The organism is Actinoplanes sp. L3-i22, assembly GCF_019704555.1.
GTDB lineage: Bacteria > Actinomycetota > Actinomycetes > Mycobacteriales > Micromonosporaceae > Actinoplanes.
Genome location: NZ_AP024745.1, coordinates 8,485,237 through 8,509,741, shown reverse-complemented (window position 1 = coordinate 8,509,741; position 24,505 = coordinate 8,485,237). Strand labels below are relative to the sequence as shown.

The following is a 24,505-nucleotide window of genomic DNA, read 5'->3' as shown; positions in this document are numbered from 1 at the left end:
TGTTCTCTGCTGGGGGGGTCGTGATCTTGGAGGGGGTAGCTCAGGCGTCCAGGTGGCACGGCCCGGCGGCGGCCGAGATGCACGTCTGGACAAGCACGTTGTCGCCTTCCACGGCGGTGGTGACGGTGCCGTCGCGCATGTCGCGGACGATGCCCTCGCGCATCGGCAGCACGCACGAGTAGCAGATGCCCATCCGGCAGCCGGACGGCATGAGCTGCCCGGCGGCCTCACCGGCATCCAGGATCGAGACACCGCCGGGCGTCTCGACCACGGTGCCGGACTTCTCGAACGTCACGGTGCCGCCCTCGCCGGCGATCAGCACGGTCGACCGGAACCGCTCGACGTGCAGCCGCTCGGAGGCCTCGGCCTCGGCCCAGTGCTCGGCCATCGCGTCCAGCATCTCGCCCGGGCCGCAGGCCCACGTCTCCCGCTCGAACAGGTCCGGGACCAGCACGTCCAGGTCGGCCGGCTTCAGCCGCCCGTCGGCGCCGGTCAGCCGCTCGATCAGGGTAATCTTCCCCTGCTCGGCGAGAGTGCGCAGGTCAGCGCCGAACACCACGTCCTCGCTGACGCGGGCCGAGTGCACCACGGTGACGTCGCTCAGCTCGTGGACCAGGCTGCGCAGGATGCCCATCACCGGCGTGATGCCGCTGCCGGCGGTGACGAACAGGCTCTTCGCCGGCCGCTGACGCGGCACGACGAAATCGCCGGCCGGCAGGTCGAGGTTCACCACCATGCCGCGGCGGGCATGCTTCAAGAGATAAGAGCTGACAAGCCCATCCCGTACGGCGTTGACGGTCACGTTGATCCGCCCGGACGGGTGGCCCGCGGCACTGCTCACCGAGTAGGAGCGCCACAGCCGGATGCCGTCGACGTCGACGCCGAGCCGGACGTACTGCCCGGGCTCGTGCGGACGCCAGCCGCGGCCCGGCCGCAGCTCGAGGGTGACCGCATTCGCGGTCTCCCGGTGAACCGCCTCGACCCGGGCGCGCAGTACGTTCGGATTGCGCAGGGGAGCGATCACGTCGAGGTAGTCGGTCGGCACCACCGGAGTGGTGATCAACTCGACGACTCGCCAAGCACCGTTGCGCAACGTCTGTGTAACAGGCACCTGACCAAGCCTGCTGGGTCGGGCGAACGAAAGCATGACCAGGGGAAGTGAATCCGGGGCAGCATAATTGTTCGCTGGGGACAAGAGTCGGACCTAACGCGAGGGAGAATGTGTGATCGAGCCGCTGCGCGACGTTCGGTCGTACCGGTTGCCGGCTGAGGTCGTCAACCCATTGCGACACGGGCTGCCCGAGGTCGCCGTGCAGACCCTCGCGGCGATCACGATGGAGGTGCCGGCGTACGCCGACGCCTTCTCCGGGGTGCTCGGGCACAAGATCGAACGGGCGGTGCAGGCCGCCCTCGGCACCTTCCTCAACCTGGTCGCCCGCCCCGGCGGGGACCCCGGCACACCGCTCGCGTCCGCGCTGGAAGGGGCGTACGCGCTGGGCCGCGGTGAGGCCCGCTCCGGGCGGAGCCTGGACGCGCTGCTCTCGGCGTACCGGGTCGGCGCCCGCGTCGCCTGGCGCGAACTCGCCGCGATCAGCGTCCGCTCCGGCACGCCGGCCGGGACCATCGCCGACTTCGCCGAGCTGGTCTTCGCGTACATCGACGAACTCTCCGCGGCCAGCGTCGCCGGGCACGCCGACGAACTCGCCACCACCGGCCGGATCCGGCTCCGGCACCTGCAACAACTCGCCCAGGCCCTGGTCGCCGGGGAACCCGCACACGTGCTGCAGGCCGCCGCCGAACGCGCCGAATGGCCGCCACCGCAGACCCTCACCGCGGTCCTGCTGCCGGAACGCTCCTCCCGATCACTGATCGACCTGCTCGACCCGCGGACCCTGCCGCTGGCCGGCGCGCTGCCCGACCTGCCCGGCACCGCGGTACTGCTGGTGCCCGACCCGCAGGGCACCTCCCGGCCGCACCTCATCCGGCTCCTGACCGGGCACAACGCGGTCATCGGGCCGGCCCGGCCGTGGCTGCGGGCGCAAGGCTCGGTGGAACGGGCGGTGCGGGTGCACCAGCTGCACACGCCCGGGCGGGGGGTGGTGGTGGACACCGAGGAACACCTTGCCGAGCTGGTCGTCACGGCTGACCCCGGGGCGCTGGCCGACCTTCGGGACCGGGCGCTGGCGCCGCTCGCGGGGGAGCGGGGGGCGGCGGCCGCGAAGCTGGTGGAGACGTTGCGGAGCTGGTTGCTGCATCACGGGCGGCGGGAGGATGTGGCGGCGGAGTTGTTCGTGCATCCGCAGACGGTGCGGTATCGGATGGCTCGGTTGCGGGAGTTGTATGGGGAGAGGTTGAAGGATCCGCAGTGGGTTTTGGCTTTGACGATTGCGTTGGCGGTGCCGGTGGTGGAGGCGTAGGGGTGGTGGGTGCTGGGCGGTGAGGGTGATCGCGGGGGCGGTTTGCTGGGGCGTCGGGCCGCGCGCCTGATCGCGGGCCTGGTCTGTCAGGGGTGTCGGGTCGTGGTCGCCGGCTCGCGGGTGTGATCGCAGACCCCGCCCACCAGGGGGCTGACCGCCTCGCCACCCATTCTCCCGGCAACGGCCAAGATCATGCGGATGGCCTGTGGACAGAGCGCCGCTGTGGACAACCCCCGGATCCGGGCCGGGTGTGATAGCGGGACTTCGATAGACCAAAGTTCGCGAGCCCCTACTTTCGGCCGGTGGCAGGCGGCGGCGCGCGGGCTAGCGTCGGGGGCATGACCAGGGAGACCGCCGAGCTCGGCTTCTCGCCACCGGACCGCGTGTTGATCACGTTCGGGCCGGCGGCGCTCGGCTTGCTGCTCGCGGTGGTGCTGCCGAGGACCGCGCGCTGGGCGCTCGGCCTGCCCGTCCCGCTGCCGTTCCGGCCGGTCGTCCGGGTGGCCGGGGCCATCGACTCGCCGTGGGAGCTGGGCATCCAGGCGGCCATCCTGGTGATCGTGGGGCTGTTCGCGACGGCGGCGCTCCACGAGCGGCTGGTCACGGTCACGGTCGGGCTCGGCGAGGCTCGGTTCGGCGGCACCGGCGTGCCCCGGTCCGAGATCACCGGCCTCTATCCGGACGGGGACGCCCTGATCGCGCTGGACCGTGAGTCCCGCCAGGTGGTGCGCTGCCACCCGCGGGCGCGGCGGGCGCGGCTGGCCGAGACGTTCCGGGCCTTCGGCTATCCGTGGCGCGACGCGGACCCCTATGCGGATCTCTATCACCCCTGGGAGTCCGGCGCCGAGAGCCTTCCGCCGGCCGCCGACGCGGTGCTGTCCGCCCGCGCCGTCGCGCTGCGGAAGAAGGCCGCGACGGAGGCTATCGAGCTGCGGGCCACCCTGGAGAAGCTGGGCTATGCGGTGCGCGACGAGGGGGAGAAGCAGTTCTGGCGCCCGCTGGTCCGGTCATGAAGCGGCTGGAACGGGCCATGGCGGCGTCCGCGGATCGGGTGTTCGACCTGGCGGCGATCGGGGCGTCCGGGTTCACCGCGATGGTGATCGCGTCCTCGGCCGAGTCCAGTGGGCGGATCAGCGGCGACGCGACGTTCTTCAGCCTGGTGCTCGCGTTCGTGGCGTCGCTGTCGCTCTGGTGGCGGCGGCGTCATCCGGTCGCGATCGCCGCGCTGCTCGTGCCGATCTCCGCGGTGACCGACTTCGCCGGCCTCGCCGGGCTGATCGCGCTCTACACGTTGATCACCCGGCGGCGCGGCCGGGTGATCGGGGTGCTGCTGGTGCTGCACCTGCTGGCGGGCGTCGTCTACAGCCTGATCCGGCCCGACCCGGAGCTGGCGCCGCCGCTGGAGTTCGTCTTCACCCTGGCGTTCCTGACCGCGACCGTCGCCATCGCCGTCGCCATGCGGGCCCGCCGCGACCTGGTCGGCGTGCTGCGCGAGCGGGCGGCCCGGGCCGAGGAGGAGGCGCAGATCCGCGCCGAGCGGCTGCGGGCCCTCGAGCGGGAGCGGATCGCGCGGGAGATGCACGACGCTCTCGCCCACCGGATCTCCATGGTCAGCCTGCACGCCGGCGCCCTGGTGATCCGTCCGGACCTGACCCCGGCGGACGTGGCCAAGGCGGCGACGACCATCCGGGACAGCGCTCACCAGGCCCTGGAGGATCTGCGGGAGATCCTCGGCGTGCTGCGGGCGGACGAGGGGGAGTCGCTGCGCCCACAGCCCGACCTCAAGCACCTGGACGAGCTGATCGCGGATGCGCGGGCGGCCGGCGTGCCGGTGGAGTTCGCCGCGGACATCGGTGAGGTGGCGCCGGGGGCGGCGTTCGGGCGCACGGTCTATCGCCTGGTCCAGGAGGGTCTGACAAATGCCGGAAAACACGCTTCGGGTACGACGGTTCGCGTCACCCTGGCCCGGACCAGCGACGACATGATGCACGTCCTGGTCGCGAACCCGCTGACGCGCTCGCCGGCCACCGCAGGTGGAGCGGGTGGCGCGGGTGCAACGGGTGGATCGGGTGGCGCGGGTGCAACGGGTGGCGCGGGTGGCGCGGGTGCAACGGGTGGATCGGGTGGCGCGGGTGCAACGGGTGGCGCGGGTGGATCGGGTGGCGCGGGTGGATCGGGTGGATCGGGTGGAGCTGGGTTGGACACCGGCCGCTCGGCCACCGTGCTGCCCGGGGCCGGCGCTGGGCCGGAGGCCGGCTGCTCGGGTCCCGTGCTGCCCGGGGCCGGGGCTGGACTGGTCGGTCTCGCGGAACGGGTGGAGCTGGCCGGTGGGCGCTTTCGGCACGGCATTCACGGCGACGCGGCGGGGGTTTTGAGTTTTCGGCTGGAGGCGTGGCTGCCATGGCCGGTTTCGTGATCCGGTGTCGCGGTTCGGGAGGGGGATGGCCGTGGGCGGGGTGATTCGGGTGCTCGTCGTGGACGATGATCCGCTGGTTCGGGTGGGGCTGTCGCTGGTACTCGGGGCCGGGAAGGACCTGCAGATCGTCGGGGAGGCCGGGGACGGGGCGGAAGCGGTCGAGATGACGCGGCGGCTGCGGCCCGACGTGGTGCTGATGGACATCCGGATGCCGCGGATGGACGGGCTGGCCGCCACCCGGGAGATCCGGCGGGAGGGGGCGGAGCCGGCCGTGATCGTGCTGACCACGTTCGACACCGATGAGCATCTGCTCGGGGCGCTCCGGCTCGGGGCGAACGGGTTTCTGCTCAAGGACATCGCGCCGGAGTCGATTCTGGACGCGGTCCGGCGGGCGGCGGCCGGCGAGTCGATCCTCGCGCCGTCGGTGGTGCCGCGGCTGATCGGGTATGCGGTCGGCCGGGAGGCGGGGGACCTGTCGCCGCCGGGGCCCGGCTCCGCGGACGGGGCATCGGGGTTGGGCCGGGGCAGCTCTGTGGACGGGGCGCCGGGGTTCGGCCGAGGCGGTGCGACGGCCGGGGCATCGGGGTTGCGTCGGGGCGGTGCGACGGCCGGGGCACCGGGGTTGGGCCGAGGCGGTGCGGGGGACGGAGCGCGGGGGCTGGGGCGGAGCGGTGCGGCGGAGGGAAGCCGTGGGCTGGGTCGGGACGGCGCGGCGGACAGTGCGGCGGGGCGGGCTCGGGTGGCTCTGGCGCGGCTGGGTGAGCGGGAACGGGAGGTTGCTGATGCGGTGGCTACCGGGAGGTCCAATGCGGAGATCAGCGTTGAGCTGCACATGAGTGTGGACACCGTGAAGGCGCACGTGTCCCGGCTGCTGGAGAAGCTGGGCTGCGCCAACCGGGTGCAGATCGCGATTCTGGTGCACGAGTCGCGCTGGTGACAGGATTGGTGGATGGGTGATGAGCTGCGGATGACCGACGAAGAGGCGGAGCTTTCCCGGGTGGAGCGGTTCGGGCATCTGCCGCCTCGGGTGCGGCCTGACGAGATGGTCGAGCTGGCCGAGACGCGCAGTGCGCAGGGGCGGCCGAGCTCCGCGTTGAACGAGGACGAGCAGGTGCTTCGCTACGCGGCGGGCTGACGCGCTCCGATTCTGGCGAGTGGGCGGGCGGGCGAGTGGGCGGGCGAGCGAGTGGGCGGGCGAGTGGGCGAGCGAGTGGGCGGGCGGGCGGCAGCTGGCCGGCCGGTTCGGCTCGCTCCGGTGGGCGGGACTGTCATGTGGACGACTGCGGGTGGTGGCCTCGTGGCACGAACGTGTGACGTGGGGTGCGCTGATCGTTTCTAGTGTTCTCGGCAGGCGGGCCGCGATGGACGGGCGCCACTGAGGTCACGGGGACTGCTCTGATGCGTACGAAAACTGCAATTGTCTTTTGCGGCGTAGCCGCGGTTGGTTTTCTGGCCGGGGGCTGTTCCGAGGCGGCGGCGCCGGTGGCGGGGCCCTCGGGGGCGGCCACGGTGGCGGGATCCGGTGCGGTGACCGGGGAGCCCACGGCCACCGGTGCGGCGGAGCCCACGGCGACCGCGACCGGCACCGCGCGGCCCACGGCGACCGGCGGGGTGAAGCCGACCGCGGTGACCCCGGTGAGGACCAGCGACCCCGGGGACGGCGGGAACTGGTTCGGTGCGCTCCAGAAGTGCCCGAACGGCGGCCAGGCCACCGAGGTGCAGCGGCTCGAGTTCGCCGACCTGACCGGCGACGGCGTCAAGGATGCCCTGGTCGCGCGGACCTGCCAGGCGAGCACGTCCTACTGGCCGAGCACCGTCGAGGTCTTCGACGGGACCACCGGTGAGAAGCCGAAGCGGATCGGCACGATTCTCAAGGACGTCGGCTCCGACGACCTGCCGTGGTTCCAGTCGCTGAGCGTGAGCGGGAAGGTCGTCACCGTCAAGACCTACGGGACGAGCGCGAAGGGCCAGCAGTCGTGCCCGGATCTGAAGCTCACCTACCGGTACGAGTACCGCTCCGGCGCGTTCACCCGCATCGGGCGGCAGGCCACGACGGTTGCTGACTGCCTTGTGATCCGGTGATCGGAAAGGGGCGCGCGCCCTCCGCTCCGGCGCGTTGACCCGCATCGGGCGGCAGGCCACGACGGTTGCCGACTGCCTTGTGATCCGGTGATCGGAAAGGGGCGCGCCCTCCGTCGCGATCGCGATGACGGAGGGCGCGCGGGGAGGGCCGGGATCAGGCCGCGAGGACCGAGCTGACGGACTCGGTCGGGAGGCCGAGCGCTGAACCGACCAGGTCGTTGGTGAGGTTTCCGGCGTGCACGTTCAGGCCGAGCGCGAGCGCCGGGTCGGCCCGCAGCGCGTCCTTCCAGCCCAGGTCGGCGAGGCGCAGGACGTACGGCAGGGTCGCGTTCGTCAAGGCGTACGTCGAGGTGTTCGGGACCGCGCCGGGCATGTTCGCCACGCAGTAGAAGACCGAGTCGTGCACCTGGTAGACCGGGTCCTGGTGGGTGGTCGGGTGCGAGTCCTCGAAGCAGCCGCCCTGGTCGATCGCGATGTCGACGAGCACCGAGCCCGGCTTCATCCGCTTGACCAGCTCGTTGCTGACCAGGGTCGGGGCCTTCGCGCCGGGGACCAGCACGGCGCCGATCACCATGTCGGCCTCGAGCACCGACTGCTCGATCGCGTAGGAGCTGGAGACCAGCGTCCGGATCCGGCCGCCGAACTGGGCGTCGATCTGCCGCAGCCGCGGGATGCTCAGATCAAGAACGGTCACCTCGGCGCCGAGGCCGAGCGCGATGGTCGCCGCGTTCACCCCGGAGACGCCGCCGCCGATCACGGTGATCTTGGCCGGGGCCACGCCGGGCACGCCGCCGGGGAGGACGCCGCGGCCGCCGCTGTTGCGCATCAGGCTGTACGCGCCGACCTGCGGGGCGAGCCGGCCGGCGACCTCCGACATCGGGGCGAGCAGGGGGAGGGAGCCGTCGGCGAGCTGGACCGTCTCGTACGCGATCGCGGTCGTCCCGCTGTGCATCAGCGCCTTGGTGCCCTCGGCGTCGGCGGCCAGGTGCAGGTAGGTGAAGAGGACCTGACCGGCGCGCAGCCGGTGGTACTCCTCGGCGATCGGCTCCTTGACCTTGAGGATCATGTCGGCCGCGTCCCACACCGCGTCGGCGTCCGGCAGGATCCGCGCGCCGGCTGCCACGTAGTCGTCATCGCTGATCGCCGAGCCGACCCCGGCGCCGGTCTGCACGAGAACCTCGTGCCCGTGGCGCACGGCCTCCACCACACCGGCGGGCGTGATGGCCACCCGGTACTCGTGGTTCTTGACCTCTTTCGGCACACCGATGTGCATGGGGATTTCCTTTCGCTCGGCGCCGAGGGGATGACGCCTTATGCCGTTAGAGTGAAACGATGTGCAGAGAGTGGGCAAGGCGAGCGAACAAGATTCTGTTCGTAACCTCGACAGCGCATTTTCTTCGCGGGACCCGCGTGTCATGACGGATCTGCCGAAGGATGTTCGAGGCCTGGATCACATCGATCTGGAGCTGCTGAGCCTGCTCCGCGCCGACGGGCGGATGCCGAACAACGCGCTGGCCGAACGCGTCGGCATCGCGCCGTCGACCTGCTTGACCCGGATTCGCCGGTTACGCGAGCTGGGCGCGATCCGCGGCTTTCACGCCGATGTCGATCCGGCCTGGATCGGCCGCCCGATCCAGGCGATGATCGCGGTCCGGATCCGGTCCGACGCCCGCGACGCGATCGGCAAGTTCGCCGAGTCGCTGGCCGGCATCCCCGCAGTCCGCGACGTCTACTTCGTCTCCGGCAACTACGACTTCCTGCTGCACATCGAGGCGGCCGACGTCGACGACCTGCGCACGGTCATCACCGAGCGGCTGAGCGGCACGCGCCTCATCGCCGGCACCGAGACCTACCTGATCTTCGAACACCGCCGCGGCAACTGACATCGTCGGCTCTGCACTCGACGGTCACCGCACATGTTGACGGTCAATGTGTATCAACATGTGTGGTGACTTGATTTGTCGTCAATGTTGATCCAGTCAACATGTCGGCTCAGTGGCCGCACCTCTTCGCGCTTGCTTTTGCACGTGGTCAAGCATGCCCGCCCGAACGCGGGGGACTGGACGCGGGCGGATGGGTGTTGGCCAGGGTGCGGTCGCCGCCGTAGTGGGACAGGACGCGCTTGTCCATCACCCGGTGCCACAGGGGTGGGACCAGGGCGAGCAGCAGCATCGTGGCGTACCCGGCCGGCAGCTGCGGGGAGACGTCGAAGCTGCGCAGGGTCTGGTAGCGGCGCAGCGGGTTGGCGTGGTGGTCGCTGTGGCGCTGCAGCTGGAAGAGGAAGACGTTGGTGGTGAGGCGGTCGCTGTTCCAGCTGTGCCGGGGGTCGACCTTCTCGTAGCGGCCGGCGGCGTTGCGCTGCCGCAGCAGGCCGTAGTGCTCCAGGTAGTTGACCGCCTCCAGGACGGTGAAGCCGACCACGGCCTGCAGCACCAGGAACGGCAGGACGGCCGGGCCGAACGCGACGGTCAGGGCGGTGAACAGCGCGACGGTCATCGCCCACGAGGTGAGGACGTCGTTGCGGGGGTGCCACGGGCTGCGCCCGCGCAGCCGGTGCCGCGATGTCTCCAGGTGCCAGGCCGAGCGCAGGCTGCCGGCGACGGTACGGGGCCAGAAGCGCCAGAACGACTCGCCGAGGCGGGAGCTGGCCGGGTCCTCGGGGGTGGCGACGCGGACGTGGTGGCCCCGGTTGTGTTCGACGAAGAAGTGCCCGTAGCCGGTCGGGGCCAGGGCGATCCGGGACAGCCAGCGCTCCGCCGACTCGCGCTTGTGGCCCAGCTCGTGGGCGGTGTTGATGGCGATGCCGTTGACCAGGCCGGCGGTCAGGACCAGGCCGGCGCCGGGGTGGGTGCGCCACGCGACGCAGGTGATCACCAGGGCGGCGTACTGCGCGGGCAGGAAGAGGTAGGTGATCCAGCGGTAGTACGGGGACGCCTGCAGGGCGGGGACCGCCTCATCGGGCGGGTTGGCGTGGTCGTCGCCGATCAGCACGTCGATGGCCGGGATGACGCCGAGGATGAAGACCGGGGTCAGCCACCAGGACCAGGACGATCCGGTGGCGGTGGCGAGCAGGAGCGCGGCGAACGGGAGGGCGGGCACGGCGAGGGCGAGCGGCCAGAGCGGTCGCTTCGGGTCCCGCCAGACAGCTGCGGTGACGTCCATGGATGAATGCTTTACATGGAGCGTCGATGTGTCAAGAGTTTTGCTTTACATTGGCGGTCGAGGTGTAAAGCTGAGGAGGCGGGTGAACACGTCGGCCAGGGCGGTGGCGGACTCCTCGGGCGAGGCGAGCGGGAGCATGACGTGGCTGATGGTGAGGCGGACGATGGCGTCCGCGGCCTGCGCCAGCACCGGCGGCTCGACGTCCGGGACGAATTGCGCGGCCCACTCCTCGATCACCGCGCCGGCCGTGGTGAGCACCGCGCCGGAGCGGGTGGTCAGGAACGGGAGCAACTCGTCGGCCTGGGCGGTGGGACCGGCCAGGATCTCGTGCACGAGCGGGTTGCCGGCGGCCTCCCGCAGGGTGTGCAGGATCGCGGCGTGGGCGGCCGCGTGGACGTCGGCGCCCCGGGTGAACAGCTCGGTCCGGACGTCGGCGACGAACCGGTCGACCTCGCGCAGGACCAGGGCCCCGGCCAGCCCGGCGCGGCCGTCGAACTCGTTGTAGACGGTCTGCCGGCTGACGCCCGCGGCCCGCGCGACCTGGGCCATGCCGACGTTCTTCCACCCGTGCGCGACGGTCAGCTCGCGGGCGGCGGCGATCAGGGCGTCGCGGAGCCGGGCGCGGCCGGTCTCCCGGTTTGTGGCGGTGGATTCCATCGGGGGCAGAGCTTAGCGAAGTCGGGGGCGGAGCTCAGCGAAGGCGGGGCGGGGCCAGGCGATCGGCGAGCATGTGGGTGGCGAACAGGTGGAAGCCGATCACCAGGGGAACCGTGATCGGGACGGCCAGGGCCAGGAAGAACGCGATGAGGTTGGTGGCCGACAGCGCCGCCACGCACTTGGGGTGGTTCCAGGACCAGCGGGCGGCGTCGCGCCAGGACCGTTCGGGGTCGCGGCCCAGGGCGGCCACGGTCAGGGCCGCGACGCCGGCGAACCAGATCGTGGCCAGGGTGGTCAGGGCCAGCAGCGGCGGGCCGCCGGGGACCCAGCCGCCGCGGACCGCGGCCAGGTCCAGGAGCAGGGCGGCGGCGGCCAGCAGGACCGGGAGCCCGGGGAGGACTCCGCGGCGGTAGACCCGCAGCAGGAGGCGCCCGGACGGGAGGCGCCCGTCCAGGTACCGGCCCCGGACCGCCGCCGAGGCGGTGACCAGCGCGGCCGGGGCGGTGATCAGCGGGAGGGCCAGGATGGTCGCGCCGATGCCGATCAGGGCCAGGTCGGTGGCGAGGGCCATCCGGTCCCGCCAGTCGGCCCGGGGTGGCGGCGCCTCCTCCGCGGGCCAGACGGGACCGGAGGCTTCCGCCGTACCCAATGATCGAAGCGACCTGGCGGAAAGCGGACCTGGACCGGTCATGGTCAGCCCTTCAGGCCGGTGGTGTTGATGCCCTCGACCAGCAGGCGCTGGAAGGCGACGAAGAACAGGAAGACCGGGGCCAGCGACAGTACGGACATCGCGAACATCGGGCCGACCGCGGACTGTCCGGTCGAGTCGATGAACAGCGTCAGCGCGACCGGCGCCGTGTACTTCGACAGGTCGGAGAGGTAGACCAGTTGGCGGAAGAAGTCGTTCCAGGTCCAGATGAAGGAGAAGATCGCCGTCGAGACCAGGGCCGGGCGGGAGAGCGGCAGGACCACGTAGCGGAAGATCGAGTACGGGCTGCAGCCGTCGATCTTCGCGGCGTCGTCGAGCTCGCGGGGGATGCCGCGCATGAACTGGACCATCAGGAAGACGAAGAACGCGTCGGTGGCCAGCAGGTGCGGCACGATCAGCGGGAGGTACGGCCACGGCCCGCCGACCCAGCCGAACGAACGGAACATCACGAACTGCGGCACGATCAGCACGTGGCTGGGGAGCAGCAACGTCCCGATCATGATGGCGAACCAGAAGCCGCGCAGCCGGAACCGCAGCCGGGCGAAGGCGTACGCGGCGAGCAGGCACGACGTGCAGTTCGCGACGACGGTGAGCGCCGCGACCATGAAGCTGTTCAGGAAGTAGCGCCCGAAGGCCACGTCGAAATGCGTCCAGCCGTCCGGGTAGTTCTCCGGCGTCCACTTCTCCGGCAGCACCGAGATGTTGTTCAGGATCTCCTCGGGCGCCTTGAACGAGGTGCCCAGCATCCACAGCAGCGGATACAGCACCAGGGCGGTGAGCAGCAGCAGCACCACCGGCCGGGCCAGTGAGCGCGGGGTGAACGGCCTGCGGCCGGCGGCCACGGTGACCATCAGTCGTCTCCGTCCGAGTAGTGGACCCAGAACCGGCCGGTGCGGAACAGCACCGCCGTGACCAGGCCGATCGTGATCAGGAAGACCCAGGCCATCGCCGAGGCGTAGCCCATCTCGTAGTTCGCGAAGCCGCGGATGTAGAGGTAGAGCGTGTACATCAGGGTCGAGTCGACCGGCCCGCCGGTACCGCCGGACAGGACGAACGCCGAGGTGAAGCCCTGGAAGCCGTGGATCGTCTCGAGGACCAGGTTGAAGAAGATCACCGGGGACAGCATCGGCAGGGTGACGCTGAGGAACTTGCGGAAACTGCCCGCGCCGTCCACCTCGGCCGCCTCGTACAGCTCGTTCGGCACCTGCTTCAGGCCGGCCAGGAAGATCACCATCGGGGCGCCGAACTGCCAGACGGCCAGCAGGATCAGCGTGCCGAGCGCGGTGCTCGGGTCGTTCACCCAGGCCTTGCCCTCGATGCCGAACCAGCCGAGCACCGCGTTCACCGAGCCGCCCCGGTCGAACAGGCTGTGCCACACCATCGCCAGCGCGACGCTGCCGCCGAGCAGCGACGGCAGGTAGAACAGCCCGCGGAACAGGCCGGAGCCCCGGAACGAGCGGTTCAGCAGCAGCGCCACGCCGAGCGCCGAGCCGAGCTTGAGCGGGGTGGCGATGAACGCGAACACCAGCGTCACCTTGACCGCGTGCCAGTAGGCCGGGTCGGCGGTGAACATCCGCTGGTAGTTCTTCAGCCCGATCCACTCCACATCGGACCAGGGCGTGAGGATGTCGTAGTTGGTGAAGCTCAGGTACAGCGACATCAGCATCGGGATGGCGGTGACCGCCATCAGTCCGAGCAGCCAGGGGGTCAGGAAGACGTATCCGGCACGACCGTCGCCGCGGTCCCGGGCGGACCGGCCCCGCCGCTGAACAGCGGCGGGACCGGACTGCGGGCGGTGCGACGTCGGCCGGGTGCCGACAGCCACTTCGCTCACCGGCTGATCGCGGCCTGGGCAGCGGTGAAGAACTGCTCGGCGGCCTTGGCCGGGTCGGCGGTGCCGAACTGCGCGGCCTCGGCCGCCTTGATCAGCTCGGTCTTGACCGTGGCGTGGCCCTTCGGCGGCACGCTCGGCGCCGGGCCGAACTTGCTGACCAGCTCGTCCTCCAGGGCGATCGAGGCCTTCATCGCCGGGTCGGTGGTGGTCGCCGAGACCGTCTTGCGGATGTCCAGGTTGGACGGCAGGCCCCGGTCGGTGCCGAGGATCTTGCCGGCGTCCGGGTCGTTGGCGAGGAAGTTGAGCACGTCGACCGCGGCGTCCTTGTGCTTGCTGCCGCGGTAGACCGAGAAGTACATCGAGGCGCGGGCCCACTGCGCGGACGGGTCACCCGGGTACGCCACCACGCCCAGGGTGTCCTTGGTGTTCTTCTGGATGTCCGGCATCTGGTTGGCCCACACCCAGGAGGTGAGCGCCTTGCCGGTGACGACCAGCTGCTTGGTGATGTCGGTGGCGTTGCCCTCGTGGATCACGTCGGCGGTCGGGGTGGCCTTCGCGTCCCGGGCGCCCTTCCACAGCTCGAACCACTTCTGCACGTCTTCCTTGGTGAAGCCGAGCTGGTTGCCGTTGTAGAACTGCTTGCCGTTCTGCCGCAGCCACACCCAGAACGCCTTGTAGTCGGCGCTCGGGTCCATCGTGCCGGCGGTCTTCGCGGCCGGGCCGGCCTTGACCGCCCAGGCGATGAAGGCGTCCCAGGTCATGCCGGTCGTGGGCGCCGCCTGCTTGGCGGCCTCGATCTTGGTCTTGTTGTAGACCAGGCCCTGGGTGTTCTCGCCCATCGCCATGCCGGCCAGCTTGTTGTCGACGACGCCGTACTTCCAGAGGCTCTCCGGGAACTTCGTCACGTCGAGCTTGCCCGAGTCCTTGTACTTGGTCAGGTCCTCGGTGACGTTGCGGGTCGCGTACTCCGCGAGGTAGTTGTCGTCGATCTGGAAGATGTCCGGCGCGCCGTCACCGGCGGTCAGCGTGGCCAGCTTGTCGAAGTAGCCCTGGTTGGCCTGCCAGGTGGTCTTGAACGTGACGTCCGGGTGCTTGGACGTGTAGAGGTCGAGCGCCTGCTGGGTGAGCTTGGCCCGGGCCTCGCCGCCCCACCAGAAGAAGGTGAGCTCGGTCTTGCCGGAGCTGCTGGAATCGTCGTTCCCGCCGCAGCCGGCCAGCGCCAGCGGCAGGACAAGGGCGGCGGCCATCAGGCCGCGCAACAAGATTCGGGGTGCGGACATGGGGATGGGTCACTCCTTGGCGTATGCGGCGACCTGAGCGGTGGTCGCGCCGGCCGGGGCGTACGGCCCGGGCCCGGTGGAGTTACGGATGACCAGATCGGTCCGGAGGCTGACCTGTCCGGTGGCGCCGTCGTCGCCCTGTTGAAGCAGCATGTCGACGGCGGCGCGCCCGGCGGCCGCGGTCGGGTTCGCCACGGTGGTGAGCGTGGGGCGGACCAGCGCGCTGGTCGCGATGTCGTCGAAACCGACGACGCTGATCTGCTCCGGGACGGCGACCCCGCGGTCCTGCAACGCCTGGAGCAGGCCGATGGCCATCAGGTCGTTGTAGGCGAGCACCGCGGTGGCGCCGGTGGCGAGCACCGCCTCGGTGGCGTCCGCGCCGGCCTGGGAGACCGGCACGTGTGGCCCGAGGACGGTGAGTTCCGCGCCGCCGGCCCGGGCGGCAGCCCCGGCGGCTTTGCGGATCTCCCGGTTGGTCCACGACCCGCGCGGACCGGACAGGTAGACGAGATGGCGGTGGCCCAGGTCGACGAGATGGCGGACGGCCGAGCGAGCGCCCGTGCCGACGTCCATCACCACCGCCGGAAGCCCTTCGATCAAGCGGTTCACGACGACCAGGGGCACCTCGCGGCGCAGCTGTTCTATCTGGTCGTCGCTCATCCGGGGACTGCAGAGCAGAATCCCGTCGACCTGCTTGGCCAGAGCCCGGACGAGGTCGGACTCGACGACCGGGTCCTCGTCGGTGTCCGCGACGAAGACGTGGTAGTCACGCCGCCGCGCGTGGGTCTCGGCCGCCTTGATCATGGGCGGGAAGAACGGGTTGGCGATATCGGCCACGATCAGGCCGATGTTGTGGGTCCGCCCGGTGATGAGAGCCCGTGCGGCCCGGTTCGGGCGGTAGCCCAGTTCCTCCGCGGTGGCCAGCACCCTGGTGCGTGTCTCGGGGTTGACCAGGTGCGGCGCCGAAAAGGTGCGCGACACCGTGGAGATGTGCACTCCGGACGCCTTGGCGACGTCCCGGATGGTCACTGCCACGGGGTCCCTCCCTTTCGGAATGTGATCCGGCTCTCTCTGGTGGAGCCATTAATGCAAACGGTTGCTGTCGTGTCAACGCCCTTCGATGTCCCTTCTGTTGCCGGAGCATCACGTAGATGGGGCAATCATGGACAAGTTTGGGTCACGCATTGACTTGCATCGTCATCTGCTCCCTAATCTGTTGCAAACGTTTGCCGAAGGAGGCGTCTTGATTCGCTACGCCCTCGTGGGGGCCGGCGCCCGGGCCGGGATGTTCATCCGGGCGCTCACCACCGACCACGCCGACGTCGCGCAGCTGGTCGCCCTGGCCGACACCAACCCGGCGCGCCCGATGGTCTACAAAAAACGCTTCAATCTCGACATTCCCGTGTACGCCGCCGCCGACTTCACCGAGATGCTCAAACGCGAGCGCGTCGACGTCGTGCTGGTCACCACCGTGGACCGCTACCACGAGCGGTACCTGGTGGCGGCGATGGAGGCCGGCTGCGACGCGGTGACCGAGAAGCCGATGACGACGGACGTCGCCTCGTGTCGGCGAATCTTGGAAACTTCCCGTCGCACCGGGCGAAATGTCCGGGTTACCTTCAACTACCGCTACAACCCGCTGCACGAGGCGGTCAAACGAGAGCTCGCTCAGATCGGCGAGGTCGGCTCGGTGCACTTCGAGTGGCTGCTCGACGTGCGGCACGGGGCCGACTACTTCCGCCGCTGGCACCGCGAGAAGGTGAACTCCGGCGGCCTGCTCGTGCACAAGGCCGGCCACCACTTCGACCTGGTCAACTGGTGGCTCGACGACGCGCCCGACACGGTCTTCGCGGCCGGGCGGCTGTTCTTCTACGGCGAGCCGGGCCGGCGGCACGGATACGCCCGCGACTACGACCGGGCGCACGGCGCCGCCGCGGCCGAGGGCGACCCGTTCGCGCTGCGGATGGCCGACGAGCCGGCGATGCGCGAGCTGTACCTGGAGGCCGAGCAGCACGACGGCTACCACCGCGACCGCAACGTCTTCGCGCCCGGCGTGACCATCGAGGACGACATGGCGGTGCTGGTCCGCTACGCCAAGGGCGCTTCGATGAGCTACCACCTCACCGCGTACGCCCCCTGGGAGGGCTACCGGGTGATGTTCAACGGCAGCCGGGGCCGCCTCGAACTGGAGGTCGTCGAGACCGACCACGTCGCGCCGTCCGCCGCCGCCGGGGTGAAGGGCGAGCCCGGCTCGCTCTCCACCGCCGAGCAGGGCTGGCGGAAACTCCTGGTCCGGCCGTTCTGGGCGGCGCCGCGTGAGATCACTGTGGACGGGTACTCCCGGCAGGGGCACGGTGGAGCTGACGTGCGCATGCTCGCCGACCTGATCCGGCCGGACGCGCCCGCCGACCCGCTCGGGCGCACCGCGAATGCCGTGGACGGCGCCCGTGCCCTGCTCACCGGCCTGGCCGCCAACGAAAGCCTGGCAACCGGACAGGCCGTCCGCGTGCAAGACCTCCTAGATCCCGAGGAGATTCGGTGACACAGCTTTTCCCCGCTGAGGCTACCCAGCGGCAGATCGCGCGCGAGCTCTACGCCCACGCCCGTGACCTGCCGATCATCAGCCCGCACGGTCACGTCGACCCGGCGCTGCTGGCGAACGACGAGCCGTTCCCCGACCCCGCCCGGCTGTTCGTGGTGCCCGACCACTACGTCACCCGGATGCTGAACAGCCAGGGCATCCCCCCGTCCCGGCTGGGCGTGCCGAGCGTCGACGGCAGCGAGGTGGAGACGGACGGGCGGGCCATCTGGCGGTTGCTCGCGGCGAACTGGCACCTGTTCCGCGGCACGCCGTCCCGGCTCTGGACGGAGAAGGTCTTCGCCGAGGTGTTCGGGATCTCGGCCGCGTTCAACAGCGGGACCGCCGACGAGATCTACGACGAGATCTCCGCGCGCCTGGCCGAGCCGGAGTACCGGCCGCGGGCGCTGTTCACCCGGTTCAACATCGAGGTGCTGGCCACCACCGAGAGCCCGATCGACGACCTGGCGGTGCACGCGAAACTCGCCGCCGACGGCTGGGGCGGCCCGGGCGGGCGGGTGATCACCACGTTCCGGCCGGACAACCTGGTCGACATGGAGTGGGCCGGCTGGGCCCACCGGGTCGCCGAGCTCGGCGCGCTGACCGGGCACGACGTGGGCACGTACCCCGGATTCCTGGCCGCCCTCAAGGCCCGCCGCGAGCTGTTCGTCGCGGCCGGCGCGACCAGCTCCGACCACGGCCACCCGACCGCGGCCACCGCCGACCTCTCGCCGGCCGACGCGGCGCTGCTCTACCGCAAGGGCCTCGGCGGCGCCGCCGACGCCGGTGACGCGGAGACGTTCCGGGCGCACATGCTCGTCGAGTTCGCCGCGATGTCGCTCGACGACGGCCTGGTCATGCAGCTGCACCCGGGTTCGGTGCGCAACCACAACCGGTCGCTGTACGACCGGCACGGGCGCGACGTCGGCGGCGACATCCCGTCCGGGACCGAGTACGTCCGGGCGCTGCGCCCGCTGCTGGACCGGTTCGGCGACGACCCCCGCCTGCGGATCGTGCTCTACACGCTCGACGAGACCGCGTTCACCCGGGAGCTGGCGCCGCTGGCCGGCGGCTACCCGGCGCTCTACCTCGGCGCGCCGTGGTGGTTCCTGGACAGCCCGGAGGGGCTGCGCCGGTTCCGCGAGACGGTGACCGAGAGCGCCGGCTTCTACAACACCGCCGGGTTCGTCGACGACACCCGGGCGTTCTGCTCGATCCCGGCCCGGCACGACGTCGCCCGCCGGATCGACGCCGGATACCTCGCGCGGCTGGTCGCCGAGGAGCGGCTGCCGCTGGACGAGGCCGCGGAGACCATCGCCGACCTGGCGTACCACCTGCCGAAGAAGGTCTTCCGGCTGGACGGATCGGAATGACGGTGACCACGATGCTCGGCCTCGCCGCCCTGCCCGGGCTCGCGCCGGAAAGCCGTCCGGCGGTGCGCCCCGGCGACGTCCGGCCCGGGGTGCTGCACCTCGGGCTCGGTGCGTTCCACCGCGCCCACCAGGCCGTCTACACCGAGAACGCGGTCGCGGCGTCCGGCGGGGACTGGGGGATCGTCGGGGTCGCGCCGCGCTCCCGGGAGGTCCTCGACCAGTTGCGCGCGCAGGACCGGCTGTACAGCGTGCTCACGGTCGGCGGCGAGGGCGGGGACCATGCCCGCGCGGTCGGGATCCTGTCCGATCTGGGGCATGTCGCCGGGGATCCGTACGGCGTCCTGGCGGCGATCGCCGACCCCGGGATCCGGATCGTCTCGCTGACCGTGACCGAGAAGGCGTACCGGCTCGGCCCGGACGGGAAGCTGCTGCTCGACGACGACCTGCGGGCGCAGCTGACCGGGCAGGCGCCGCCGACCAGCATTCCGGCGCTGCTGGCCCGGGCGCTGCTGGTGCGCGAGGCGCCGCTGACCGTGCTGTGCTGCGACAACCTGCAGGGCAACGGGCCGCGGATCCGGGGGATGGTCACCCAGGCGCTGGAGGTGGCCGGGGCGGCGCTGCCGGACCACGTCGAGTTCCCGGCCACCATGGTGGACCGGATCGTGCCCGCCACCAGCGCGGACCACCTGCGGCGGGCGGCGGCCGCGCTGGGCGCCGCGGATCGCGTGCCGGTGGTCGCCGAGCCGTTCCACCAGTGGGTGATCGAGGACCGGTTCCCGGGTGGGCGACCGGACTGGGCCGCCGCCGGGGCGATCATGACCACCGACGTGGCGCCGTGGGAGACGCTCAAGCTGCGCGCGCTGAACTCGGTGCACTCGGCCTGCGCGTACCTCGGGGCGCTGGCCGGCTGCGAGATGATCGCCGAGGCGCTGGAGCTGCCCGGGATGGGGACCGTCCTGCGGCGCTTCCTGGCCGAGGACATCGCGCCCACCTTCGAGCCGCCGGCCGGGGTCACCGTGCGGGACTACGGCGAGACCGCGCTGCAGCGCTTCGCGAACCGGGACCTCGGGCACCGGACGATCCAGGTGGCGATGGACGGCACGCAGAAGCTGCCGCACCGGCTGCTCGGGACGATCGCCGACCGGCGCCGGGCCGGTGCGGTGCCGGTCTGGGGGGCGCTGGTGCTCGCCGGGTGGATGCGGTTCGCCCGGGGGTACGCCGACGACGGGTCGGCGCTGTCGCTCGACGATCCGCTCGCCGGGCGGATCCGGGAGGTGCTCGCCGGGGCGCCGGACACCCCGGACGGGCTGGTCGGGGCGTTGCTCGGGCTGACCGAGGTGTTTCCTCCGGAGCTCGCCGGCGACACCGGGCTGCGGGCCGAGCTGGTCCGCTGGTCGGGGGAGCTGGCGCGGCACGGGGCGGCGGCGACCGTTGCGGCGGCCGCGCAATGACCCCCAGGGTGGCGTTGATCGGGGCTGGGGGGCACGGGCGTTCGCATCGCCGTACGCTCAAGGATCTTGAAGGTCGTGGGGTTCTGGCGATCGCGGCGTTCTGCGATCGGAGTCCGGTCGAGCCCGAGCCCGGGGTGCCGTTCTTCGACGATCATCGGGCGATGCTCGCGGCGGTCCAGCCGGACGCGGTGATCATCTGCACGCCGCCGCACACGCACCTGCCGATCGCGCTGGACTGCCTGGCCGCCGGGGCGGATCTGCTGCTGGAGAAGCCGCCGGTGACCACGCTCGCGGACCATGCCGAGCTGGTGGCGGCGGCTCGCGGGCGCCGGGTGCAGGTCGGGTTCCAGGCGCTCGGGTCGGCGGCGCTCACGTCGTTCCGCGCGGCCGTTCCCGCGGACGCGCCGCTCGTCTCCGCGGCCGGGGCCTGGTGGCGGCCGGACACCTACTATCAGCGGGCGCCGTGGGCCGGGAAGCAGTCGGCGTTCGACGGGGCGCTGGTCAACCCGTTCGCGCACGCGCTGATGCAGGCGCTCGCGGTGGCGGACGGGTTCGAGCCGGTGCTGATGGAGCTGGAGCGGTACCGGACCCGGGAGATCCAGACCGATGACTGTACGTTCCTGCGGCTGACCGATGCTGACGGGCGGCGGGTGGTCGCCGCGGTGTCGCTGGCGTCCGCGGTGTTCGTCGCCGGGGAGATCCGGGTCGGGGAAGCGGTGCTGGAGTACCCGACGGACCGGATCCGATTGGCCGCCGACGCCATATTTACCGAAATTTACGGTCGAATCGGGCTTCTCGGCAATCTGCTGAGCGACGAGCCCCTGGTCGTGCCGCTGGAACGGACCCGGGTCTTCACCGCCGTCGCCGAGGCGATCGTCGCCGGACCCCCGCCCGAGCCGATCGTCACGAGCACCCCGCACCCCGACGGCGGCGGCATGACCCTGCCCGGCGTCGACGAACTGGTCCGGCAGGTCGCCGCCACCGGCCTCCTGCCGTCCGAAAGTGACATCCCCTGGGCGGTCCCGCCGCACCGGGTGCCCATCGAGCAGAAAGGAGTGACCCGTGCGCAAGCTGAGCATCGCTGAGCTCGAAGCCCACCACCGCGGACCGACGTTCACCAGCGTTCTGCCCGGTCACGTCGTACAGAAGGGCGGTTTCCGGGTTTATGCCGAACCGAACTTCCGCACGCACGACGAGCCCGGGCGGCACGTGCACACCGTTCCCGAGATCTTCGTGATCGTGCAGGGAAGCGGCGTGATCGAGGTCGACGGGGCCGAGGTCGAGAAGTTCCGGGCGGGCGAGGCGGTGCTCTTCGAGCCGGGTGAGGACCACCACCTGATCAGCCGGAGTGATCAGCCGCTGATCTTCGTGTGGATGCACCTGGAGCCGTCCCCCTCGCTTTTGGAGTGATCCATGCCTCGAAGAACCGCTCTCGCGGTGACGTTCGGCCTCCTCCTGGCCGGCGTCGCCACCGTCCCCGCCTCCGCCGCCCCACCCACGACGCCGGCCGCCGCCCGGGAGGTCCTGCCCGCGAACGACGGGTGGGGTGCCGGCACCACCGGCGGATCGGCCGCCGCCGACGACCACGTCTACGTCGTCCGGACCCGTGACGAACTCGCCACGGCCCTGGCCGCCACCGACACCGCACCCCGGATCGTGCTGGTCGCCGGCACCCTCCGGCCGGACGGCGACTGCGCCTCCTACGCCGATCCGGACTACTCGCTCGACGCGTTCCTCGCCGCCTACCAGGGCGTGACCGCGAAACCGACCGGCCCGCTCGAGGACGCCCGGGTCCGGTCGGCCAAGACCCAGGCCGCCGACGTGCAGCTCAAGGTGCCGTCCAACACCACCATCTTCGGCCTGGCGAACGCCCGGCTGGTCGGGCTCAACCTGCTGGTCTCCACCGCGGACAACGTGATCATCCGCAACCTGCGGCTCGAGGACGCGGCCGACTGCTTCCCGCTCTGGGACCCGACCGACGGCGCGGCCGGGAACTGGAACTCCGCCTACGACCTGATCACGCTCACCGGGGGCACGCACGTCTGGGCCGACCACAACACGTTCAGTGACGGGAACAATGTGGACTCGGCGCAGCCGATCTACTACGGGCGGCCCTATCAGGTGCACGACGGGGCGCTCGACGTGATCCGGGCGTCGGACCTGGTGACGATCTCCTACAACGTCTTCCAGGAACATGACAAGACGATGCTGATCGGCTCGACCAACACGGTCGGCGCGGATGTCGGCAAACTGCGGGTCACCGTGCACCACAACAAGTTCGCCAATATCGGGCAGCGGGCGCCGCGGGTCCGGTTCGGTCAGGTGGACGTCTACGACAATTACTACTACGAGACCGACGAGGACTTCTATCAGTACTCGTGGGGGGTCGGCGTCTATTCGGCGATCTACGCGGAGAACAATTTCTTCCTGCGTAGCGCCGACATTCCGCTGGACGCCGTCGTCTACAACTGGGGCGGCCCCGCGATGACCGAGAAAGGGTCGCTGACCAGGGTCGGCACCGGCAAGGTCACCGCGGTCAACTTCCTGGACGAATACAACGCCACGCACGATCCGGATCTGGGCACGGACGCGGGCTGGACACCGGCATTGCGCGCCGGGTCGCTCACCCCGACCGCTCAGGTGCCGGCCGTCGTCAATTCCTCGGCGGGCGCCGGGCGTCTCTGCTGACGCTTTTCATCGGAACGGACCGCCTGTCTGCCGCGCGGCGTGGGCGGTCCGTTCCGGCTTCATTCTTGCTTCGGTACGGATCGATCACCGGAACAGCAGCACCAGCGCCGCCCGTCCGCGATCCCGCGAGCAATTCCCGGTGCCGGGCACGCCCGGCGTGCGCCGGGCGTGGCCGGTCGCCTGCGTGGCCTTTGCCGGTGCCGGCCCTATCCGCGCAGGACGGTGAGCAGGTCCTTCAGGACCGCGGTCACGTCGTCGGTGTGCTTGGCGAGGTCGGCGTCGGTCTTGACCCGGTCCATCGGGAACATCGCCATGACCGTGGCGTTGCGGTCCCAGGTGGTCGCCTGCATGGTGCCGTTCTCGACGACGACCACGGCGCCCTCGCCGACGCCGCTGAGCTCGGTCCCCGGCCGCTCGTCCTTCCGGGCGTCCGCCAGGTCCTTCCCGGCCACCTCGGCCGGCGTCTCGTCGCCGTCCTCCTTGTCGATCATGTAATTCACCATGATCCGCGCGGTCGGGCCGGTGCCGCCGTAGACGCAGCTCGCGGCGTAGAGCATCTTCGCGTCCGTCTCCAGGCGCGTGTCGAAGACACCGTCCTTGACGCCCGCGAAGGCCGGCGCGGTCAGCGGGGCGCAGGTCTTGCCGATCCCGCTCCACCGCCCGTTGACCGGCGTGGTCGAGGTGCCGGTCGGGCCGTCGGCGTTCGCCGGCCCGCCCGTGCCGCAGCCGCTCAGCAGCGCCACGCCCAGCGCGGTGGCGACCCACCGGCGCGAATTCCGTCCCATGTACCCGTCCCCCATGAAGTCCAAGATCGACTGATCGTCGCACAGCCGAAATACGCTGCGGCAATGCGGCCGCAGCGCTGGGATGGACGTCATGATCACGCTGCGCGCGGTGGTGGAGCTGAACGGCCCGCGAACCTGGCTGGAACTCGACGGGAAGTGCTCACCCGAACCGTTCGTGAACAGTGGGGTCAGGCGGTTTCGTAGGAGCGGCGGACGTTGGTGAGGATGCCGGCCCGGAGGTCGGGGTCGGTGATCCAGAACGTGACGCTGACCACCTCGCCCCACCGGGTGCCCTCCTCGGCCTCGACCTGCAGGAGCGGGCGGTGACCGGTCACGTGCGGGCCCTGTTTGTCCGGGTGGCCGAGCAGGCGGTGCCGGGGGGCGGGCAGCAGCGGGGAGATGTCCTCCCAGAGGTCGATCATCTCGACGGTGTCGGCGTCCACGGCCGTGCCGGTGTGCTCCCAGCTGGGCAGGGCGGCCAGCGGGACCGGGTGCAGGGGGAGCGGCGGGATCGTGCGGCGGCGGGGTGGGAGCGGGGCGACCGGGGCGTTGGCCACGTGCAGGACCCGGCAGCCGTCGTCACCGTCGGTTCCGGCGTACGGGGCGGTGAAGTCCTCGTCGTGGAAGAACAGCAGCCGGCCCTCGGCGGAGAACGGCCAGGCGTCGCCGAGCAGCTCCGCGGCCTCGGTGCAGTCGATCTGGGCCAGCATCAGCATCGGCGTGCCCTGGTAGGCCGGCCAGGCGAAGGCCGCCACCGACGGGTCGCCGCCGAACGCGCTCCAGCCCTCGTCGGCCGGCGTGTAGCCGAGCGAGGGGCGGGCCATGTCCAGGTAGGCGTTCGCGGTCTCCGGGGCGAGACGGGTGCGGACGATCGCGCGGACCTCGGCAGGCAGATTCATGGTCGACGAGTCTGACACAGAGTCACGGTCGGTACGTAACTTTCGGTGACCGCGGCCACATCCGGGGGCGCGGGGGAAGAACGCGGGAACCGCGGGACCGCGGTGGGTGAGCCGGGGCTCGGCCGGCGGCGCATGGGCGGCCCGGCACCGGCTGGGCGTCGCGGAGGAGACAGC

24 protein-coding genes are annotated in these 24,505 nt (G+C 71.1%); 13 read left to right on the top strand and 11 right to left on the bottom strand.

All coding sequences use genetic code 11. The annotated features are described in order from the left end of the window. Positions 1–40 precede the first annotated feature (40 nt). On the bottom strand, positions 41–1,147 hold the full coding sequence (locus L3i22_RS38210; protein WP_221322328.1) for a ferredoxin reductase: 1,107 nt from the start codon (positions 1,145–1,147) through the stop codon (positions 41–43). Between the two features lie 76 nt (positions 1,148–1,223). Here L3i22_RS38210 and L3i22_RS38205 point away from each other — a divergent pair, with 76 nt between their 5' ends. The 6 genes from L3i22_RS38205 to L3i22_RS38175 all read left to right on the top strand — a co-directional run bounded on the left by L3i22_RS38205 (position 1,224) and on the right by L3i22_RS38175 (position 6,915). Continuing rightward, positions 1,224–2,417 carry a CdaR family transcriptional regulator gene (locus L3i22_RS38205; RefSeq protein WP_221322327.1) on the top strand — a complete coding sequence of 398 codons (1,194 nt, stop codon included), beginning with the start codon at positions 1,224–1,226 and terminating at the stop codon, positions 2,415–2,417. Positions 2,418–2,755: 338 nt separating this feature from the next. Further along, positions 2,756–3,430, top strand: coding sequence for a hypothetical protein (locus L3i22_RS38200; RefSeq protein WP_221322326.1), 675 nt, complete (start codon positions 2,756–2,758; stop codon positions 3,428–3,430). Further along, positions 3,427–4,833: a sensor histidine kinase gene (locus tag L3i22_RS38195; protein ID WP_255657487.1), complete on the top strand. Its 1,407-nt coding sequence runs from the start codon at positions 3,427–3,429 to the stop codon at positions 4,831–4,833. Before L3i22_RS38200 ends, L3i22_RS38195 begins: the two co-directional genes overlap by 4 nt. A 25-nt stretch (positions 4,834–4,858) precedes the next feature. Then, entirely contained in the window at positions 4,859–5,770 is a 912-nt protein-coding gene (locus L3i22_RS53975; protein WP_370644561.1) for a response regulator, read from the top strand. Between the two features lie 12 nt (positions 5,771–5,782). After that, complete coding sequence (locus L3i22_RS38180; RefSeq protein WP_221322325.1) at positions 5,783–5,968, top strand: hypothetical protein; 186 nt, start codon at positions 5,783–5,785, stop codon at positions 5,966–5,968. Between the two features lie 392 nt (positions 5,969–6,360). Further along, positions 6,361–6,915 (top strand): hypothetical protein, encoded by a 555-nt coding sequence (locus L3i22_RS38175; RefSeq protein ID WP_221322324.1) that lies wholly within the window; start codon positions 6,361–6,363, stop codon positions 6,913–6,915. Between the two features lie 154 nt (positions 6,916–7,069). Here the strand turns inward: L3i22_RS38175 and ald are convergent, their stop codons facing one another. After that, positions 7,070–8,188, bottom strand: a complete 1,119-nt coding sequence (ald, locus tag L3i22_RS38170; RefSeq protein ID WP_221322323.1) for an alanine dehydrogenase — start codon at positions 8,186–8,188, stop codon at positions 7,070–7,072. 142 nt (positions 8,189–8,330) lie between these two features. Here ald and L3i22_RS38165 point away from each other — a divergent pair, with 142 nt between their 5' ends. Further along, a complete protein-coding gene (locus L3i22_RS38165; RefSeq protein ID WP_221322322.1) occupies positions 8,331–8,798 on the top strand; it encodes an Lrp/AsnC family transcriptional regulator in 468 nt (155 codons plus the stop codon). 148 nt (positions 8,799–8,946) lie between these two features. Here L3i22_RS38165 and L3i22_RS38160 read toward each other — a convergent pair whose 3' ends face one another. From L3i22_RS38160 to L3i22_RS38130, 7 genes are read right to left on the bottom strand one after another with little or no spacing between them, the layout of a single operon-like run. Beyond that, positions 8,947–10,077: an alkane 1-monooxygenase gene (locus L3i22_RS38160; RefSeq protein WP_221322321.1), complete on the bottom strand. Its 1,131-nt coding sequence runs from the start codon at positions 10,075–10,077 to the stop codon at positions 8,947–8,949. 45 nt (positions 10,078–10,122) lie between these two features. Then, a complete protein-coding gene (locus L3i22_RS38155) occupies positions 10,123–10,734 on the bottom strand; it encodes a TetR family transcriptional regulator (RefSeq protein ID WP_221322320.1) in 612 nt (203 codons plus the stop codon). Between the two features lie 34 nt (positions 10,735–10,768). Beyond that, on the bottom strand, positions 10,769–11,383 hold the full coding sequence (locus L3i22_RS38150; protein WP_255657485.1) for a hypothetical protein: 615 nt from the start codon (positions 11,381–11,383) through the stop codon (positions 10,769–10,771). A gap of 44 nt (positions 11,384–11,427) precedes the next feature. Beyond that, entirely contained in the window at positions 11,428–12,294 is an 867-nt protein-coding gene (locus L3i22_RS38145; protein WP_221322319.1) for a carbohydrate ABC transporter permease, read from the bottom strand. After that, a complete protein-coding gene (locus L3i22_RS38140; RefSeq protein ID WP_221330365.1) occupies positions 12,294–13,268 on the bottom strand; it encodes a carbohydrate ABC transporter permease in 975 nt (324 codons plus the stop codon). The genes L3i22_RS38145 and L3i22_RS38140 overlap by 1 nt, the downstream gene beginning before the upstream one ends. A 5-nt stretch (positions 13,269–13,273) precedes the next feature. Continuing rightward, complete coding sequence (locus tag L3i22_RS38135) at positions 13,274–14,557, bottom strand: ABC transporter substrate-binding protein (protein ID WP_221322318.1); 1,284 nt, start codon at positions 14,555–14,557, stop codon at positions 13,274–13,276. Positions 14,558–14,566: 9 nt separating this feature from the next. Then, positions 14,567–15,592, bottom strand: coding sequence for a LacI family DNA-binding transcriptional regulator (locus tag L3i22_RS38130; protein ID WP_221322317.1), 1,026 nt, complete (start codon positions 15,590–15,592; stop codon positions 14,567–14,569). 208 nt (positions 15,593–15,800) lie between these two features. Here L3i22_RS38130 and L3i22_RS38125 point away from each other — a divergent pair, with 208 nt between their 5' ends. Genes L3i22_RS38125 through L3i22_RS38100 form a run of 6 tightly spaced genes read left to right on the top strand, consistent with a single transcriptional unit; the run spans position 15,801 to position 22,647 of the window. Beyond that, positions 15,801–17,099: a Gfo/Idh/MocA family protein gene (locus tag L3i22_RS38125; protein WP_221322316.1), complete on the top strand. Its 1,299-nt coding sequence runs from the start codon at positions 15,801–15,803 to the stop codon at positions 17,097–17,099. Further along, a complete protein-coding gene (gene uxaC / locus L3i22_RS38120) occupies positions 17,096–18,508 on the top strand; it encodes a glucuronate isomerase (RefSeq protein ID WP_221322315.1) in 1,413 nt (470 codons plus the stop codon). The genes L3i22_RS38125 and uxaC overlap by 4 nt, the downstream gene beginning before the upstream one ends. Further along, positions 18,505–19,959 carry a mannitol dehydrogenase family protein gene (locus L3i22_RS38115; RefSeq protein ID WP_221322314.1) on the top strand — a complete coding sequence of 485 codons (1,455 nt, stop codon included), beginning with the start codon at positions 18,505–18,507 and terminating at the stop codon, positions 19,957–19,959. Before uxaC ends, L3i22_RS38115 begins: the two co-directional genes overlap by 4 nt. A gap of 8 nt (positions 19,960–19,967) precedes the next feature. Next, positions 19,968–21,044: a Gfo/Idh/MocA family protein gene (locus L3i22_RS38110; RefSeq protein WP_370644281.1), complete on the top strand. Its 1,077-nt coding sequence runs from the start codon at positions 19,968–19,970 to the stop codon at positions 21,042–21,044. Next, positions 21,022–21,369 carry a cupin domain-containing protein gene (locus L3i22_RS38105; RefSeq protein ID WP_221322312.1) on the top strand — a complete coding sequence of 116 codons (348 nt, stop codon included), beginning with the start codon at positions 21,022–21,024 and terminating at the stop codon, positions 21,367–21,369. The genes L3i22_RS38110 and L3i22_RS38105 overlap by 23 nt, the downstream gene beginning before the upstream one ends. A 3-nt stretch (positions 21,370–21,372) precedes the next feature. Further along, the gene (locus tag L3i22_RS38100; RefSeq protein WP_221322311.1) at positions 21,373–22,647 is read left to right on the top strand and encodes a polysaccharide lyase family 1 protein; all 1,275 of its coding nucleotides are present in this window, start codon (positions 21,373–21,375) and stop codon (positions 22,645–22,647) included. Between the two features lie 206 nt (positions 22,648–22,853). Here the strand turns inward: L3i22_RS38100 and L3i22_RS38095 are convergent, their stop codons facing one another. After that, complete coding sequence (locus L3i22_RS38095) at positions 22,854–23,432, bottom strand: hypothetical protein (RefSeq protein ID WP_221322310.1); 579 nt, start codon at positions 23,430–23,432, stop codon at positions 22,854–22,856. 188 nt (positions 23,433–23,620) lie between these two features. Beyond that, positions 23,621–24,331 carry a DUF1963 domain-containing protein gene (locus L3i22_RS38090; protein WP_221322309.1) on the bottom strand — a complete coding sequence of 237 codons (711 nt, stop codon included), beginning with the start codon at positions 24,329–24,331 and terminating at the stop codon, positions 23,621–23,623. Between the last annotated feature and the right edge of the window lie 174 nt (positions 24,332–24,505).